General features: G+C 68.5%; 17 protein-coding genes. 11 read left to right on the top strand and 6 right to left on the bottom strand.

All coding sequences use genetic code 11. The features are described 5' to 3' along the window. The 3 genes from HCX50_RS13870 to HCX50_RS13860 form a co-directional block, all read left to right on the top strand. On the top strand, positions 1 to 814 hold an 814-nt coding region (locus tag HCX50_RS13870), incomplete at its 5' end, for a hypothetical protein (RefSeq protein ID WP_167634779.1). Next, complete coding sequence (locus tag HCX50_RS13865; protein WP_167634778.1) at positions 811 to 1,284, top strand: hypothetical protein; 474 nt, start codon at positions 811 to 813, stop codon at positions 1,282 to 1,284. The genes HCX50_RS13870 and HCX50_RS13865, both read left to right, overlap by 4 nt. 15 nt (positions 1,285 to 1,299) lie before the next feature. Then, a complete protein-coding gene (locus HCX50_RS13860; protein WP_167634782.1) occupies positions 1,300 to 2,256 on the top strand; it encodes a quinone oxidoreductase family protein in 957 nt (318 codons plus the stop codon). A 1-nt stretch (position 2,257) separates the two neighbouring features. Here the strand turns inward: HCX50_RS13860 and HCX50_RS13855 are convergent, their stop codons facing one another. Further along, positions 2,258 to 2,905, bottom strand: a complete 648-nt coding sequence (locus HCX50_RS13855; RefSeq protein ID WP_167634777.1) for a hypothetical protein — start codon at positions 2,903 to 2,905, stop codon at positions 2,258 to 2,260. Between the two features lie 193 nt (positions 2,906 to 3,098). Between HCX50_RS13855 and leuA the strand changes: the two genes are divergently transcribed. Beyond that, positions 3,099 to 4,853, top strand: coding sequence for a 2-isopropylmalate synthase (gene leuA, locus HCX50_RS13850; RefSeq protein ID WP_167634776.1), 1,755 nt, complete (start codon positions 3,099 to 3,101; stop codon positions 4,851 to 4,853). A gap of 58 nt (positions 4,854 to 4,911) precedes the next feature. On the opposite strand, the gene HCX50_RS13845 is transcribed toward leuA, so the two are convergent. After that, positions 4,912 to 5,286, bottom strand: a complete 375-nt coding sequence (locus HCX50_RS13845) for a VOC family protein (RefSeq protein WP_167634775.1) — start codon at positions 5,284 to 5,286, stop codon at positions 4,912 to 4,914. Positions 5,287 to 5,353: 67 nt separating this feature from the next. Here HCX50_RS13845 and HCX50_RS13840 point away from each other — a divergent pair, with 67 nt between their 5' ends. Continuing rightward, positions 5,354 to 6,088, top strand: a complete 735-nt coding sequence (locus HCX50_RS13840; protein WP_167634774.1) for a TetR/AcrR family transcriptional regulator — start codon at positions 5,354 to 5,356, stop codon at positions 6,086 to 6,088. A 9-nt stretch (positions 6,089 to 6,097) separates the two neighbouring features. Here the strand turns inward: HCX50_RS13840 and HCX50_RS13835 are convergent, their stop codons facing one another. Continuing rightward, positions 6,098 to 6,796 carry a trimeric intracellular cation channel family protein gene (locus tag HCX50_RS13835; RefSeq protein WP_091036919.1) on the bottom strand — a complete coding sequence of 233 codons (699 nt, stop codon included), beginning with the start codon at positions 6,794 to 6,796 and terminating at the stop codon, positions 6,098 to 6,100. A gap of 34 nt (positions 6,797 to 6,830) precedes the next feature. Here HCX50_RS13835 and recO point away from each other — a divergent pair, with 34 nt between their 5' ends. Both recO and HCX50_RS13825 read left to right on the top strand, forming a co-directional pair. Next, a complete protein-coding gene (gene recO, locus HCX50_RS13830; protein ID WP_091036917.1) occupies positions 6,831 to 7,574 on the top strand; it encodes a DNA repair protein RecO in 744 nt (247 codons plus the stop codon). Beyond that, a complete protein-coding gene (locus tag HCX50_RS13825; RefSeq protein ID WP_167634773.1) occupies positions 7,571 to 8,374 on the top strand; it encodes an isoprenyl transferase in 804 nt (267 codons plus the stop codon). Before recO ends, HCX50_RS13825 begins: the two co-directional genes overlap by 4 nt. On the opposite strand, the gene HCX50_RS13820 is transcribed toward HCX50_RS13825, so the two are convergent. Continuing rightward, complete coding sequence (locus HCX50_RS13820; protein ID WP_091036915.1) at positions 8,314 to 8,925, bottom strand: AAA family ATPase; 612 nt, start codon at positions 8,923 to 8,925, stop codon at positions 8,314 to 8,316. The genes HCX50_RS13825 and HCX50_RS13820 overlap by 61 nt on opposite strands. 70 nt (positions 8,926 to 8,995) lie before the next feature. Here HCX50_RS13820 and HCX50_RS13815 point away from each other — a divergent pair, with 70 nt between their 5' ends. Continuing rightward, entirely contained in the window at positions 8,996 to 9,670 is a 675-nt protein-coding gene (locus tag HCX50_RS13815) for a DsbA family protein (RefSeq protein ID WP_167634772.1), read from the top strand. 69 nt (positions 9,671 to 9,739) lie between these two features. Here the strand turns inward: HCX50_RS13815 and HCX50_RS13810 are convergent, their stop codons facing one another. Then, entirely contained in the window at positions 9,740 to 10,936 is a 1,197-nt protein-coding gene (locus HCX50_RS13810) for a metallophosphoesterase family protein (RefSeq protein ID WP_167381657.1), read from the bottom strand. A 171-nt stretch (positions 10,937 to 11,107) separates the two neighbouring features. After that, positions 11,108 to 11,602, bottom strand: a complete 495-nt coding sequence (locus HCX50_RS13805) for a glutathione peroxidase (protein WP_091036909.1) — start codon at positions 11,600 to 11,602, stop codon at positions 11,108 to 11,110. Between the two features lie 59 nt (positions 11,603 to 11,661). Here HCX50_RS13805 and dusB point away from each other — a divergent pair, with 59 nt between their 5' ends. From dusB to dnaG, 3 genes are read left to right on the top strand one after another with little or no spacing between them, the layout of a single operon-like run. Continuing rightward, positions 11,662 to 12,816, top strand: a complete 1,155-nt coding sequence (gene dusB, locus HCX50_RS13800; protein ID WP_091036907.1) for a tRNA dihydrouridine synthase DusB — start codon at positions 11,662 to 11,664, stop codon at positions 12,814 to 12,816. Further along, on the top strand, positions 12,806 to 14,191 hold the full coding sequence (locus HCX50_RS13795) for a deoxyguanosinetriphosphate triphosphohydrolase (RefSeq protein ID WP_167634771.1): 1,386 nt from the start codon (positions 12,806 to 12,808) through the stop codon (positions 14,189 to 14,191). The genes dusB and HCX50_RS13795 overlap by 11 nt, the downstream gene beginning before the upstream one ends. Beyond that, positions 14,191 to 16,050, top strand: coding sequence for a DNA primase (gene dnaG, locus HCX50_RS13790; protein WP_091036903.1), 1,860 nt, complete (start codon positions 14,191 to 14,193; stop codon positions 16,048 to 16,050). The genes HCX50_RS13795 and dnaG overlap by 1 nt, the downstream gene beginning before the upstream one ends. Positions 16,051 to 16,068 lie beyond the last annotated feature (18 nt).

Here is a 16,068-nt window from a genome sequence, read left to right as displayed (position 1 = left end):
GCTCACGGCCGTCGCCGCCTCCACCGCGTTGGTGATCGGGGTGCTCTCGCCGCAGGGCGCGGCCGTCGCCGGCACGCCCGCACCCCTAGAATTCAGCGGATCGAACACGATCGCGCAGCTCGTCGACGACGCGGAGACGGCACTCGCCGAAACCCCGGGGCCGACGGCTCCGATGCGAACGGTCAGGACGGCCTCCTGGGGCTTCCAGGTCGATGTCGACACGAAGACCACGACGGTCGTGCCGCAGCTCTCCACGCTCGTGTGGGAACCGGACGGCTCCGGGCGGATGACCATCATCGCCGGTGTGCCGTACGACCCTTCCGACGCGGTCGCCAGCAATGCCGCCGAGGTCTCGAGCAGCGGAGAGGTCGTCACCGATCTGGTGATGGAGCCGGGGGATTTCGACACTCCCTGGACGACGGTGCCCGGCGAGACCCGTGACGACATGGTGGCGGTGCTCGAGGCATTCGGCATGCCGGCAGACCCCACGGCGTTCGACGTCGAGATGGCGCTCACCTCGGTTCTCGACCAGTGGACGCTGACCGACGCGCAGCACGCGCAACTGCTGCTCCTGCTCGAGGAGGCCGGTGCTGGCGAAGCGCTGGGGAACACGACCGATCGCCTGGGGCGCCCCGTGACCGGTGTGCGCGTCCAGTCCCCGGACGGTACCGTGAGCGACCTGCTCCTGGTGTCGCGCGATACCGGACGGATCGTGGGCGTCGAGCGCACGGTCCTGAAAGCCGATGACGTGTTCCCCGCGGGCGCGATCATCTCGTATCAGATGTGGGATCTCGATGAGGAGACCGTGCGATGAAACGCACCACCCTTCTGGCCGCTGCCCTGCTCGTGCTCGTCATGACACTGGGGGCAGCCCCTGCCATGGCCGCCGCCGAAGACGACCGTGAGGTCGACCCCCTGGTCGCGGCGGTGCTCGATGAGGTGCCGGGCGGTGTCATCATCGACGGGCGGCACGCGGTGTGGCCCAAGCTCGACATGGAGCTCACCGTGCCCGCAGCCTCGGGCTTGACATCGTGGTCGGTCGGGAGCTGCACGACCGGCAGGATCTGCGCCTACAGCAGCACTTCGCTCGGCGGAGCATCCCTGACGTTCGGCACCTGTGCCGTGCACACGATCCCGTCGAGCTTCGCGGTCAAGTCCGTCGCCAACGCCCGGGGCTCCGGCTCCGTCCAGGTGCGCAACGGGTCGACCGTCCTGAAGACCGTGGCCGCCGGCGGCTGGAGCAATGTCTCCGGCACGGTCACCAACCTCCGCTGCCTCGTCTGAACCGTGTCGCAGTCGATGTCATCCGGGGAGCTGCCGCTGGCGCAGCACTGGGTGGCGACTGCGCCCGGTGGACCGGAGTCATGGGAGTTCGTCGAGGAGCGCCTGTCGGCACCCGGGCATGGTGAGGTCACCATCCGGGTGCACGCGGCCGGCGTGAACCCCGCCGACGCGAAGCATGTCGCGTCCGGCCGGCCCAGCCTGGAGTTCCCCGTTCCGATCGGGTACGAGGTGTCCGGTGCGCTCAGCGCGGTCGGTCCGGACACCCGGATCGGCTCCGGCTCCGCGGTGATGGGCGACGAGGTCATCGCGTTCCGGGTGCGCGGCGGCTACGCGACAGAGGTGACGGTCCCGGCGGACAAGGTGTTCGCGAAGCCGTCCACGCTCACGCATCCGGAGGCGGCGAATCTGCTTCTCGTCGGCACCACGGCGGCGGAGATGCTCGCGGTCACCGGGGCTGCGCCGGGGGAGACCGTACTGCTCCACGGTGCCTCGGGGGCGGTCGGTGTGAGCGTCCTTCAGCAGGCTCGGCTCCGCGGCATCCGCGTGATCGGCACCGCGAGCGCCGACCGGTTCGACGAGGTGCGCCGATTCGGGGGAGAGCCCGTCCGATACGGCCAGGGGCTCTCCGACCGGGTCCGTGAAACGGCAGACGGACCGGTGGTCGCCGCGCTCGATGCCGTCGGCACCGACGAGGCCGTCGACGTGTCACTCGAGCTCGTCGCCGATCGCCGTCGTATCGTCACGATCGCCGCGCTGGGGCGCGCCGGGGCCGACGGCATCCGGGCGATCGCCGGATCCATGCCCGAAAGCGCCCGGTTCCGCGATGAGGTGCGCAGCGAGCTGATCGCCCTCGCACAGAACGGTGACCTCGTGGTGCCCGTCGCCCGGACCTTCCCGCTCGACGAGGCGCGTCAGGCCCACCGTGTGTTGGCGACCGGTCACCCGGGCGGGAAGCTCGCCCTGATCCCGTAGGTCAGTCGATCTCGCGCAGGGCGGAGGTCACGACCACCACGTCGTCGCCGTACTCGGCATCCACCGCATCCTGGATCGCGCCGTCATCCCACACGACCTGCAGCCAGACGTACCCACGCTCCGGCCCGACCGTGAGCGCATCGGCCCCGAGACGCGCGGAGATGTCGTCCTGCACCCGGGTCAGCTCATCGGCCGCCGTCGAGCCCTCGATGCCGCCGGTCGGGTCCTCTGGCGCGACCGCGTCGTACAGCGCGAGCATGATCGGCGGGTCGGTCCGGGTGAGCCGCTCACCGTCGTACGTGGCGTACACGGCATACGCGCCCCAGGTCGTCTCCCCGCTGGTCTCGCTGCCGTCGACCCCGTCCCAGGTCCAGTCGTCCAGCGGTACCCCGCTGCACTGCGGCGGGTAGGACTCCATGATCGCGCCCATGCACAACGCCACGCCGCCCGCGTCTTCCAGCACGGTACCCACCCCGATCACGCGTCCCTCCGGCGGCTCGGGATGTGCGTTCTCGACGCGCTGATCCGACGGGACAGTCGTGCTCGTCGGAGCCGCGGAGCTGCCGGGTCCTGCGGTGCAGGCGGTCAACGCGAGGAGTCCGACGGCGGATGCCAGGGCGAGGATCAGGCGACGCTGCGATGTGCTCATAACGGGGAGTGTCACCGGCCGCCGGATCGTCTCACACGCGTCGAAACCGCCACACCATCCCTGCTAGCATGACCACATGCCTTTCGGCGGTCTGCTTCTTCTTAGCTGCCGCGACGAGTCCTAAAGCTAGGGCCTTCCTCGTCGCGGCGCTTGTGTTGGCCCGTTCATCTTGACGAAGAGAAGAAGCCCCATCATGCAGAACACTCAGCGCCCGTCCGCGATGCCGATCCACAAGTACCGGCCGTTTCACGAGCAGATCGACGTCCACCTGCCTGATCGCACCTGGCCCGACGCCCGCATCACCGAGGCGCCGCGCTGGTGCGCCGTCGACCTCCGCGACGGCAACCAGGCACTCATCGACCCGATGTCGCCCGAGCGCAAGCGCGTCATGTTCGAGCTGCTCGTCAGCATGGGCTACAAGGAGATCGAGGTCGGCTTCCCGTCGGCGAGTCAGACCGACTTCGACTTCGTGCGACAGCTCATCGAAGAGAACCTGATCCCCGACGACGTCACCATCCAGGTGCTGACCCAGGCGCGCGAGCACCTGATCGAGCGCACCTACGAATCGATCGCGGGCGCCAAGCAGGCCATCGTGCATCTGTACAACTCCACGAGTGTGCTGCAGCGCGAGGTCGTGTTCCGCACCGACAAGCAGGGCATCATCGACATCGCCCTCGAGGGCGCGCGTCTGTGCCGCAAGTTCGAGAAGACGATCCCGGACACGCGGGTCTACTACGAGTACTCGCCCGAGAGCTACACCGGCACCGAGCTCGAGTTCGCCGTCGACATCTGCAACCAGGTGATCGAGGTCTTCGAGCCGACTCCCGACCGCAAGGTGATCATCAACCTGCCCGCCACCGTCGAGATGGCTTCCCCGAACGTCTACGCCGATTCGATCGAGTGGATGAGCCGGAACCTCAACCACCGCGAGAACGTCATCCTGTCGCTGCACCCGCACAACGACCGCGGCACGGCCATCGCCGCCGCCGAGCTCGGCTACATGGCCGGCGCGGACCGCATCGAAGGATGTCTGTTCGGCAACGGGGAGCGCACGGGCAACGTCGACATCGTCGCGCTGGGCATCAACCTGTTCACGCAGGGCATCGACCCGCAGATCGACTTCAGCGACATCGATCAGGTGAAGCGCACGGTCGAGTACTGCAACCAGCTGCCCGTGCCCGAGCGCAGCCCCTGGGCCGGCGACCTGGTCTTCACCGCGTTCAGCGGCTCGCACCAGGATGCGATCAAGAAGGGCTTCGAGGCGATGGAGGCCCGGGCGAGCGCCGAGGGCGTCACGGTCGACGAGATCGAGTGGGCGGTGCCGTACCTGCCCGTCGACCCGAAGGACCTGGGCCGCTCGTACGAGGCCGTCATCCGGGTCAACTCGCAGTCGGGCAAGGGCGGCGTCGCGTACCTGCTGAAGTCGGATCACGCGATCGACCTGCCGCGCAAACTCCAGATCGAGTTCTCCGGGGTCGTGCAGGCCAAGACGGATGCCGAGGGCGGCGAGGTCACGTCCGACCAGATCTGGTCGATCTTCAACGACGAGTACCTGCCCGCCGACGACTCGGCGGCCAAGTGGGGCCGGTTCGAGCTGCTTGCGACGCAGACCCGCAGCGACATGTCCGGTGATGTGGTGCTCGATGTGGTGCTGCGCGACGACGACGAGCAGGTCTCGGTGTCGGGAAACGGCAACGGCCCGGTGGCGGCGTTCGTCGAGGTGCTGCGTGGTCAGGGCTTCGACATCACCGTGTACGACTACGTGGAGCACGCCCTCAGCGCCGGAGGCGACGCACAGGCCGCGGCCTACGTCGAGCTGCAGGTCGGCGACCAGCGCCTGTGGGGCGTCGGCATCGACGGCGACATCTCGACGGCATCCCTCAAGGCGATCGTCTCGGGTGTCAACCGCTCGATCCGCACGCGGCAGCAGGAGCTCGCGGCGGTCTGACAGTCCGCGCAGGAACGCCCCCTCGGTGACGACCGAGGGGGCGTTCGTCATTCCCTGTTCAGACCCACTGGACGAGCTGCCAGATGATCCCGTTCGGATCGGCGAACTGGCAGTAGCGCTCGCCCCACGGCTCGGTCTCCGGGGGAGTGATGACGCGCGCACCCGCCGCGTCGATGCGGGCGAACTCCGCATCGATGTCCTCCACGACGAACACGAGCAGGGTGCCCTGACCCGCGGAGCCGGCGATCTCCTGGGGTCGGAAGCTTCCCAGGCCGGTCTCCAGGAAGATGAGGTTCGGTGCGTCCGGGTGCTGCAGCGAGACGAATCCCTCGGCGGACATCGCCTCCTCGAATCCGAAGTGGGTCTTCGCGAAAGCGGCCGACGCGGCGACGTCGTCGACGTTGAGAGAGATGGCGGTCTGAGTGATGTTCACGGTGTCTCCTGTCTAAACTACGTACAACGTACATGGTTAAGAGATCGCGTGAGAGGATTATTCCGACATGGCCAAGAATCTGGTGGATCTCCTCTGGCGGGACGAATCGTCGGCGGCCGCGGGCGGTCGTCGTGGACCTCGGGCCCGACGTTCGACGGCGGAGGTTATCTCGCGGGCGATCGAGCTCGCCGATCACACCGACCTGGACGCCGTGACGATCCGCGCCCTCGCGCAGTCACTCGAGCTGCCGCCGATGTCGATCTACACGCACGTGAACAGCCGTGCAGACCTGCTCGTCCTGATGGTCGACGTGATGCACTCCCGGATGCGGGTTCGCTCGGTCGAGGAAGTCGGCTGGCCCGCGCGAGTGCGCGCGGTTGCCGAGGACAACCTCGACCTGCTGCGAGGGCATCCCTGGGTGCTCGACATCGCGGACCAGCGTGCCGCGCTCGGGCCCGGCACGATCGCCAAGTACGACCGTGAGCTGCATGCGTTCGATGACACGGGGCTGGGCGACGTCGAACGCGACGCGGCACTGTCCTTCCTCCTGGACTTCGTGCGAGCTGCGGCGACCAGGATGCGGGAGAGCGCCGAGAAGGAGCAGTTCGGCGCATTCTGGGCGGAGGCGGGCCCCCGCCTGTCGACCCACGTCGGGGAGGACTACCCGCTCGCGCGATCCGTCGGCCAGGCAGCGGGCGAATCCATGGGCGCGGCCTACGACGCCGATGTCGCGTGGGAGTTCGGTCTGGCGAGGGTGGTCGACGGCCTCCGTGCGATCATCGGCGAGCGCCCGGGATCCTGAGATCGAGGCTCAGATGTCGGCGCTGGGCTTGACGATCGCGATGGCGCCCGTCTCCGCGGCCACCTTGCGGCGGTAGATGCGGCGCTGCTCCGGCAGGGAGACGTCGAACGTGACGGCGAGGATGCGGATGACGGTGGTCACGGCGATGCCGGCGATGGCAGCGATCGTGATGGGCATGCCGAGCGCCACGGCGATGACGATGAACGTGCATCCGGCGCCGGCCGCGACGGCGTAGAGCGAGCCGACGTGCATGATCGCGGTCGGCAGCCCCATGAGCATGTCGCGCAGCACGCTGCCGCCCACGGCCGCGCACACGCCGATGAACACAGCCGGCACCTCGGGGATGCCGAAGGCGAGAGCTTTGCTCGTCCCGAATGCGCCGAACATCCCGATGACCACCGCGTCGAGCACCACGATCGCCGTGTTCAAGCGGGTGAACAGGCCCGCGAGAAGCATGCCGAGGAGCGCGGCCCCCGCCGCCGTGACGAGATACCACTGGTTCTGCAGGGTGGCCGGCGTCTGCCCGAGCAGGATGTCGCGGATGAGACCGCCGCCCATCCCGATCATGATGCCGATGATCGCGACGCCGAGCCAGTCGAGGCGTCGCTGACCCTGGAACCCCGACGCGAACATCGCGCCCTGGACGCCGCCGAGGCCGACGCCGAGCAGGTCCGCCCATAGCGGAATGGTGAAGAGCGGTTCGGTCACCCGTCCATTCTCCTGTACGGAGGATAATCGAGGGGTGCCCACCTACCGAGACGAAGCGGTGATCCTGCGCACTCACAAGCTCGGTGAGGCGGATCGCATCGTCACCATGCTCTCGCGGCGTCACGGCAAGGTCCGCGCGGTCGCGAAGGGAGTGCGTCGCACGTCGTCGAAGTTCGGCGCCCGGCTCGAGCCGTTCATGGTCGCCGACGTGCAGCTCTACCAGGGGCGCTCGCTCGACATCGTGCAGCAGGCGGAATCACTCGGCTCGTACGGCACGGACATCGCGGCGCATTACGACCGGTTCACCGCGGCGAACGCGATGGTGGAGACGGCCGACCGCCTGAGCGACGCCGAGGCCACCCCCGATCAGTATCTGCTCCTCGTGGGCGGGCTGAGGGCGCTGTCGCGCGGAGAGCACGTCGCGCGCAGCATCCTGGACTCCTACCTCCTGCGGGTCATGTCGCTCTCCGGGTGGGCGCCGTCGCTCGACGAGTGCGCGCGCTGCGGGACCCCGGGGCCGCACGCACGATTCGTCGCGCAGCTGGGCGGCCTGGTGTGCACGAACTGCGCCCCGGCCGGAAGCCCTCGCGTCGGGGAGAAGACGCTGACCCTGCTCCGCGCCTTGATCTCGGGGGAGTGGGACGTCATCGATGCGTCCGCGCACGCCGACACCGCAGCCGCGTCCGGACTCGTCTCCGCCTACGCCCAGTGGCACCTGGAGCGCGGCATCCGCTCGCTCGCCCATGTGTCGGACATCTCGTCGGAAGGACCACGATGAGCCCGAAGCCCTACACGCACAAAGACGCGGTGCCCTATCGTCCGCTGGATTGGACCGGTGTGCACCCGCCGGCGTTCCGGGCCGTGCCCGAGCACGTCGCGATCGTCATGGACGGCAACGGCCGCTGGGCCAACCGCCGAGGTCTCAACCGCATCGAAGGCCACAAAGCGGGCGAGGAGGTGCTGCTCGACGTCGTCGCCGGCGCCATCCAGGCCGGGGTGAAGCATCTGTCCGTGTACGCGTTCTCGACCGAGAACTGGGCGCGCTCTCCCGAGGAGGTGCGCTTCCTCATGGGCTACAACCGCGACGTGCTGCACCGCCGCCGTGACCAGCTCAACGAGTGGGGGGTGCGCATCCGCTGGGCGGGCCGCAAGCCGCGGCTCTGGGGCAGCGTCATCAAGGAGCTGCAGCACGCCGAAAAGCTCACCCGCGGCAACGACGTGCTCACCCTCACGATGTGCGTCAATTACGGCGGACGGGTCGAGCTCGTCGACGCGATGCGGGCGATCGCGGAAGACGTCGCCGCCGGGCGCGTGAAGCCCAAGGCCATCACCGAGAAGATGATCCGCCGGAACCTGTACGTGCCCGACATGCCCGACGTCGATCTCTTCCTCCGGAGCTCGGGGGAGCAGCGCACCTCGAACTTCCTGCTGTGGGAGTCGGCCTACGCCGAGATGGTGTTCCTCGACACGCTCTGGCCGGACTTCTCGCGGGAAGAACTCTGGCGGGCGATCGGCATCTACCTGTCGCGGGACCGTCGCTTCGGCGGCGCGATCGACACCCCTGACTCACCCGCCTGAGCCCGGAGCCACTGCTCGGTCTCGTTCGGAGTCCGGAGCCGGACGATCGTGAGCTGCGGGAAGCGCAGGGTGTAGTCCGGCATCCGCTCGGTCCAATGCCCCAGGGTCTTGGTCTGCCAGGCGAGGATGTTCTCGTCGGGATCGCTGCGGAACATCTGCCAGATCGGTTTCTCGACGTTGTCGTTCCACATCCGCGTGCGCAGGATGCTGCGGCGAAGCGTTCGACGCAGCAGGCGTGACCGCACCACGCGGTACGGATAGTCCAGCCAGATCGCGAGGTCGGCGCGCGGCGTGAGGATCTCGTCGGTGCCCTTGCTCGTGTACTGCCACTCGGTGACCCAGCGGTCCTCGGCCGCGAAGGAGCGCACATCGTCGAGGAACTCGGGCCGCGGAGCCCAGTTCGGCCCGTGGAACAGGCCGTCGATCTCGATCTGGCGCAGTCCCCACACGCCGGCGACGCGGCGCGCGAGAGTGGTCTTGCCGGAACCCGTGACACCGGCGACCAGGACCCGCTCGGGCCGGAAGGGAAGCGGGTCGGCGGCGGTGAGCATCCGAGAATCCTACCGATGTCGCCTCCGCAGCCTCGGAATAGCTCGGGGGCGCATGCGGTTGGATGAAAGTGTGACTGAACCCATCTCCATCGACATCTGGTCCGACATCGCCTGCCCCTGGTGCTACATCGGCAAGCGCAACCTCGAGAAGGGTCTCGAAGCGGTCGCTGCCGATGAGGACGCGCCGCAGGTCAACATCACCTTCCACTCGTTCGAGCTGTCGCCCGACACCCCGGTCGACTTCGACGGCGACGAGATCGACTTCCTCGCCGGGCACAAGGGCATGCCGCGCGAGCAGGTCGAGCAGATGCTGTCGAACGTGACCGGTGTCGCCGCGAACGCGGGGCTCGAGTACCGCTTCGACATCCTGCAGCACACCAACACCGTGAAGGCGCACGAGCTGCTGCACTTCGCGAAGGCCGAGGGGCTGCAGCACGAGATGGAGGAGCGGCTCATGTCCGCCTACTTCACCGAGGGCAAGCACGTCGGGCGCATCGATGACCTCGTGGCACTCGCGGCCGAGGTGGGACTCGACGCCGACCGTGCCCGCACCGCGCTCGAGACCGAGCAGTACCTCCCGGCCGTGCGTCAGGATCAGGCGCAGGCACGCGCCTACGGCATCCAGGGAGTGCCCTTCTTCGTCGTCGACGGCCAGTACGGCATCAGCGGTGCACAGCCGCCGGCCGCGTTCGAGAACGTGATCCGCGACCTGTGGGCCAAGCGGGACGAACCCGTCGAAGCCTGAGAGCCACGGCACGCTCCACACACGACGCCGGGGACCCGAACGGGTCCCCGGCGTCGCCTTGTGTGTGCGTCAGACGCGCTGCTGCCGCGGGGCGAGAGGCAGCGGCTCCATGGGCTGGTCATTCGCCGTGAGGTCGATGCCGAGCTCGCGCGCGTAGACGACGCGGGTGGCGATCGTCACCTCGTCACCCGCCTCCTTGAGCTCGAACACCCGACCGCCGCGCATGCGGTTGCGCTCCGCGCCGTCGAGACCGTATGCGCCGAAACCGGTGCCGGGGGCATAGCCGAGCATGACGCCGTAGTAGTCGCCCACGTAGTCGTTGATGTGGTCATGGCCGACGAACACGCCCTTCACGTCGCCGCGCTCGAGGATCGCGTTGAACATCCCCGAGTTGAACGGACCGGGGCACTCATCTTCGTTGCGCTCACCGACGATGGCGTGCCGGGCCCTGCCGCGCGCGGCATCGGCCTCCGTGCGGGTGTCCACGCCGCCCCACCACATGAAGCGGTGCTCCCACAACGCGATGTGCAGGAACATCAGCCCCGGCACCGTGCGCCCGCGACGCTGTTCGAGACGCTGCGACTGCTCGCGGTACCAGGCCACCTGGTCCATCCGCAGCCAGTCCCAGGTCGGGTATCCGGCGAAGTCCTGGCCATCGATCGTGCCGGGGGCGTAGCGCCCCGAGTCCATCAGCCACAGCGCGAACGCCTCGCGGTTCTTCCGGGCGGCCGAGCCGATCGACACGATCGTGTTGCTCGTGCCCGTCACGCCCCGCGTGCTCTCGGCATTCACGTTGTACTCGTACGAGCGGTAGATCTTCAGCATCCCCGCCTCGTCCACGCCCGACTGCGGGAGCGAGTCCTCGTCGTGGTTGCCGTACGTGACCGCCCAGGGGATGCGCCGGGATTCCATCGGCGTGACGACGTTGTTGATCGCCTGTTTCACCGCGAGCCGGGTCTCGCATCCGCCGGTGATCACGTCGCCGTTGATCACGACGAAATCGGGCTTCTCCTGGTCGAGCACCTTCTCCATCAGCTCGACCGTGCGACGGTCGGTGAGCTCATCGTCCTGCGTGTCGTTGAACTGCACCACCTTGAAGGTCCCGTCGGCACGGAACCGCAGACCGCGGCCTGGCCCGGCGCCTGCCGGGGCGATGTCCGTGGCAGCAGCCGCTGCGGCGGTGCCGACCGGCAGGGCGGTTCCGAGAGCGCCGAGCGCTCCAGCGGTGAGGACGGTGCGCCGGCTGATCGGCAGACGGTCGGGCATATGTGGTCTCCTTCGTCTTCGGGCGATGATCGCCGCGGTGAGACTAGGGAGGCCAGATGGCGTCGGACTGACGAGGAGGTGAACGAGACCCGTGTTCGAGCGCGGATCAGCGCGGGGCGCAGCTGACGCGGAGGTGAACGGCGCGGGCCGCTGCGTTCGATCCGGTCGCGTCTAGCGGGTCAGTGCCGCCTCGATCGCGCTGACGATCTCCGGTGCGTCCGGCTTCTGCTTCGGGCGGAAGCGCACGACGTCACCGTCGGGCAGCACGAGGAACTTCTCGAAGTTCCACTCGACCCGCCCGGCCTTGCCGCCCTGGTCCGGGGTCTCCTTGAGCGCCTTGTAGAGCTCCGAGGCGTTCTTGCCGTTCACCTTGACCTTGTCGTTGACGGGGAAGGTGACGCCGTAGGTCGTCGAGCAGAACTCGAGGATGTCGTCGACGGAACCCGGCTCCTGGCCGAAGAACTGGTTGCAGGGGAAGCCGACGACGGTGAAGCCGCGGTCGCCGTACAGGCGCTGCAGCTCCTCGAGCTGCTCGTACTGCGGGGTGAGTCCGCACTTGGACGCCACGTTGACCACCAGCACCACGTCGGCGCCGAGATCGTCGAGCGTCTTCTCCTCGCCCTTGGCGTCGGTGAACGGGATCGAACGGAGCGCGGAATCGGTCATATTCACAGCTTAGGTCGCAGCATCCCTCCTGGCTCCGCGTCTGGGAGAATGGACAGGACATGACTCTCGCCACCGCCCCCGCCCGCCCCCTTCGCATCGGCCCGATCGACCTCGACGTGCCGGTCGTCCTCGCACCCATGGCGGGTATCACCAACACCGCCTTCCGGCGCCTGTGCCGCGAGTACGGCGCCGGGCTCTACGTGAGCGAGATGATCACCTCGCGTGCGCTGGTCGAGCGCAACGAGACGACCATGCGTCTGATCCGGCACCACGAGTCCGAGACGCCGCGATCCATTCAGCTCTACGGTGTCGACCCGAAGACGATCGCCGAGGCCGTGCGCATCATTGTCGCGGAAGACCACGCCGACCACATCGACCTCAACTTCGGATGCCCGGTGCCCAAGGTCACCCGCCGCGGTGGGGGAGCAGCACTCCCGTGGAAGTCGAAGCTGTTCGCCGACATCGTCGACCAGGCGGTCAAGGCCGCCGGTGACGTGCCGCTGACGGTCAAGATGCGCAAGGGCATCGACAAGGACCACCTGACGTTCCTCGACGCCGGGCGCGCGGCGGAGGACGCCGGGGCAGCTGCGGTGGCCCTGCACGCACGCACCGCGGGCGAGTTCTACTCCGGATTCGCCGACTGGAACGCGATCGGTGAACTGAAGCAGGCCGTCACGAGCATCCCCGTGCTGGGCAACGGCGACATCTGGTCCGCCGACGATGCGGTGCGCATGATGGCGCAGACCGACTGCGACGGTGTCGTGGTCGGACGCGGGTGCCTCGGACGCCCCTGGCTGTTCGGCGAGCTCGCCACCGCATTCGGTGGCGAGGGCAAGACGGTCGACGCCACGCTCGGGTTCGTCGCGAACGCCTTCCGTCGGCATGCCGAGCTGCTGGTCGAGTTCTTCGAGGACGAAGATCGCGGGTGCCGCGACATCCGCAAGCACGTCTCCTGGTACTTCAAGGGATACCCGGTCGGTGGTGACATCCGCACCGGGCTCGCCACCGCATCCAGCCTCGCGGAGATCGACGACTTCCTCGGGCGACTCGATCACACCGCTCCGTATCCCGGTGCGGATGCCGAGGGGCAGCGCGGACGTTCCGGACACCCGAAGCGGACGGCACTGCCGGACAAATGGCTGGAGTCGCGAGAGCTCGCCTCGTCGGCCTCGGAGATGATGCGTGGAGCGGAGATCGAGAACAGTGGCGGTTGACCCTCAGGTCGGCCTGCGCGCCGACGGCTACGACGCGCGCGACGCCGAGCGCTTCTTCGCCGAGACCCATCGATCCGAGCGCAATGACTTCGCTCGAGACCGCGCACGCGTGCTGCACTCTGCCGCGCTGCGCCGGCTCGCGGCGAAGACACAGGTGCTGAGCCCGGCCAGCACGGCCGACTTCGCCCGCAACCGCCTGACGCATTCGCTCGAGGTGGCGCAGGTCGGGCGGGAGCTCGCGGTCGCCCTCGGCGTCTCAGCCGATGTGGTCGACACCGCCTGCCTGAGCCACGACCTGGGCCACCCGCCGTTCGGACACAACGGCGAGCGGGCGCTCAACGAGTGGGCGGAGCCGATCGGCGGGTTCGAGGGCAACGCCCAGTCGCTGCGGATCCTCTCCCGGCTCGAGGCCAAGGTGCTCGACGACGATGACCGTTCGGTCGGCCTGAACCTGACCCGCGCCAGCCTGGACGCGACGTGCAAGTACCCGTGGACGGTCGACAGCCCGGTGCCCGACCCCGGTGGGCGGCTCAAGTTCGGCGTGTACCCCGAAGACGAGGCCGTGTTCCGCTGGATGCGCGAGGGAGCGCCCGGTCGCCTGCGGTGCATCGAGGCCGAGATCATGGATCTCTCCGACGACATCGCGTACTCGGTGCACGACTTCGAGGATGCGATCGTCAATGGCTACGTCGATGTCGCTCAACTGGCCGACCCGCGTGCGCACGACGCGCTCCTCGGCCGCATCCAGCAGTGGGTGGGATACGACTTCACGCGCGACGAGCTGGCGGATGCGCTGTACCGCCTGTCGTCTCAGCCGATGTGGCTGGCGTCGTTCGACCGCTCCCGGCAGGCGCTCGCCCGTCTCAAGAACCTCACGAGCGACCTGATCGGCCGCTTCGCCAAGGCCGCAGTGGCGGCCACCAAAGAGGCGTACGGCAGCACCGCACTGGTCCGTTACAACGCCCACGTGATCGTGCCGCGGGTGATCGAGGTCGAGATCGCCGTGCTCAAGGGCATCATGGGTCAGGCCATCGTCACGATCGAGGCCCGCAAGGGGGTCTACAAGGAGCAGCGTCGCGTTCTGACGCGACTCGCCGAGGCGCTCTGGTCGACCGACGCCCTGTGGTCCGCCGGATCCGACGTGCTCGAGCCGGCGTTCGCTGCGGACTTCATCGATGCGGAGAACGACGCCGAGCGTGCCAGAGTCGTCGTGGATCAGATCGCGAGCCTCACCGACCAGAGTGCGATCGACTGGCACAACCGGCTCGTGGGAGAGATCGATCCGGCCGAGGTGGGCATCTGGACTCCTCGTCACGCCCGACCCGGCGCTCGCGCGCACGCCGAGAGGCGGCCCATCGCCGAAGGGGCGCGCTGATGCCGCGGATCCGGCAGGCCGATGTGGACGAGGTCAAGGCGCGCACGAACATCGCCGACATCGTCGGTGAGCGCGTTGCTCTCAAGTCGGCGGGCGTGGGTTCACTCAAGGGGCTGTGTCCCTTCCACGACGAGAAGAGTCCGAGCTTCCATGTGCGCCAGCAGGTGGGCTACTACCACTGCTTCGGCTGCGGCGAGTCGGGCGACGTCTACTCGTTCCTGCGCGAGATGGACCACGTCAGCTTCACCGAGGCCGTCGAGCGTCTCGCCGGCCGCATCGGGTACACGCTGCACTATGAGGACGGGGGAGCGGCTCCGGAGACGAGCGGCCGCAGCCGCCTCTACGCGGCCAACACCGCGGCCGCGGAGTTCTTCCGTGCCCAGCTCCTCACACCGGATGCGGAGGCCGGCCGCCGCTTCCTCGGGGAGCGCGGCTTCGACGCCGGAGCCGCGGCGCATTTCGGCGTCGGCTTCGCGCCGCGCGGCTGGGACGGCATGCTCAAGGCGCTCACCGCGCAGGGCTTCACGCGTGAAGAGCTCAGCAACGCCGGACTGGTCTCCACCGGGCAGCGCGGCGTCTACGACCGGTTCCGCGGGCGCCTGGTGTGGCCGATCCGCGATGTCTCGGGTCAGACGATCGGGTTCGGCGCGCGCAAGCTCTTCGACGACGACAACGGTCCGAAGTACCTGAACACGCCCGAGACCCCGATCTACAAGAAGGCCCAGGTCCTCTACGGGCTCGACCTCGCCAAGCGCGACATCGCGCGCGGCGACCCCCGCCGCGTCGTGGTGGTCGAGGGGTACACCGATGTGATGGCCTGTCACCTCGCCGGTCTCACCACGGCCATCGCGACGTGTGGCACGGCCTTCGGCACCGACCACATCAAGGTGCTGCGGCGCGTCATGGGAGATGACAACGCGTCGGGCGAGGTCGTCTTCACCTTCGACGGCGATGAGGCCGGCCAGAAGGCCGCGCTACGCGCCTTCACGGAAGACGATCGGTTCAATGCGCAGACCTTCGTCGCGGTCGCGCCCGACGGCCTCGACCCGTGCGATCTGCGTCTCCAGCGCGGTGACGCGGCCGTTCGCGGGCTGATGGACACCAAGCAGCCGATGTTCGAGTTCGCGATCGACCGTAAGCTGGGCGGCTTCGATCTCTCCACCGTCGAGGGGCGCGTCGGTGCGCTGAGGGCTGCCGCGCCGATCGTGGCCGAGATCCGCGACCAGCTTCTCCGCCCGGGTTACGAGCGTGTCCTGGCGCGGCGACTCGGGATGGATCCCACCGAGGTGCGCAGCGAGGTCGAGCGGGCGGCGCGCGGTGGTTCCACGCCGCAGCACGTGCGTCGCGAGGCTCCGCAGGTCGATCCCGCGACCGGGGCATCGGTCGTTGCTCCGGTCACTCTCGCGAGCCTTCCGCGCAGCCCCGATGTCGCCGTCGAACGCGACGCACTGATGGGGGCTCTGCAGTACGGGCATCAGGTCGATCAGGCCCTCCTGAATCGGGCGCTGGGAATGCCGTTCCGCACTCCGGGTCTCGACGCCGTGCGCGAGGCCGTGGCGGCGGCCCCCGACCGCACCAGGGCCGGCTGGGTGACGGAGGCCGTCAACAGCGTCCGCGAGCCCTACCGCTCGCTGGCGGGTGAGCTGCTGATGACGCCTTTCCCCGCTCGAGACGAGGAACGTGCCGTCGCCACCGTGGCCGACCTCGCCCGACGACTCGTCCTGCGCCAGCTCGAGCGCGACAAGCAGGAGCTTCTCGGCGCCGTGCAGCGCGTGCCGGCGGATTCCGATGGGGGCCGTGCACTGCGGATGCGCCTTCGCGACATCGATGCCGAGCGTCAGCGCTTCGCCGAGTCGTAACGCCGTCCGGCACCGCGA

The sequence above is a fragment of the Microbacterium sp. B19(2022) genome (genome assembly GCF_012030385.1).
GTDB lineage: Bacteria > Actinomycetota > Actinomycetes > Actinomycetales > Microbacteriaceae > Microbacterium > Microbacterium oxydans_B.
Note: the sequence above shows the minus strand (reverse complement) of the source record. Positions and strands in the feature narration are given on the sequence as shown.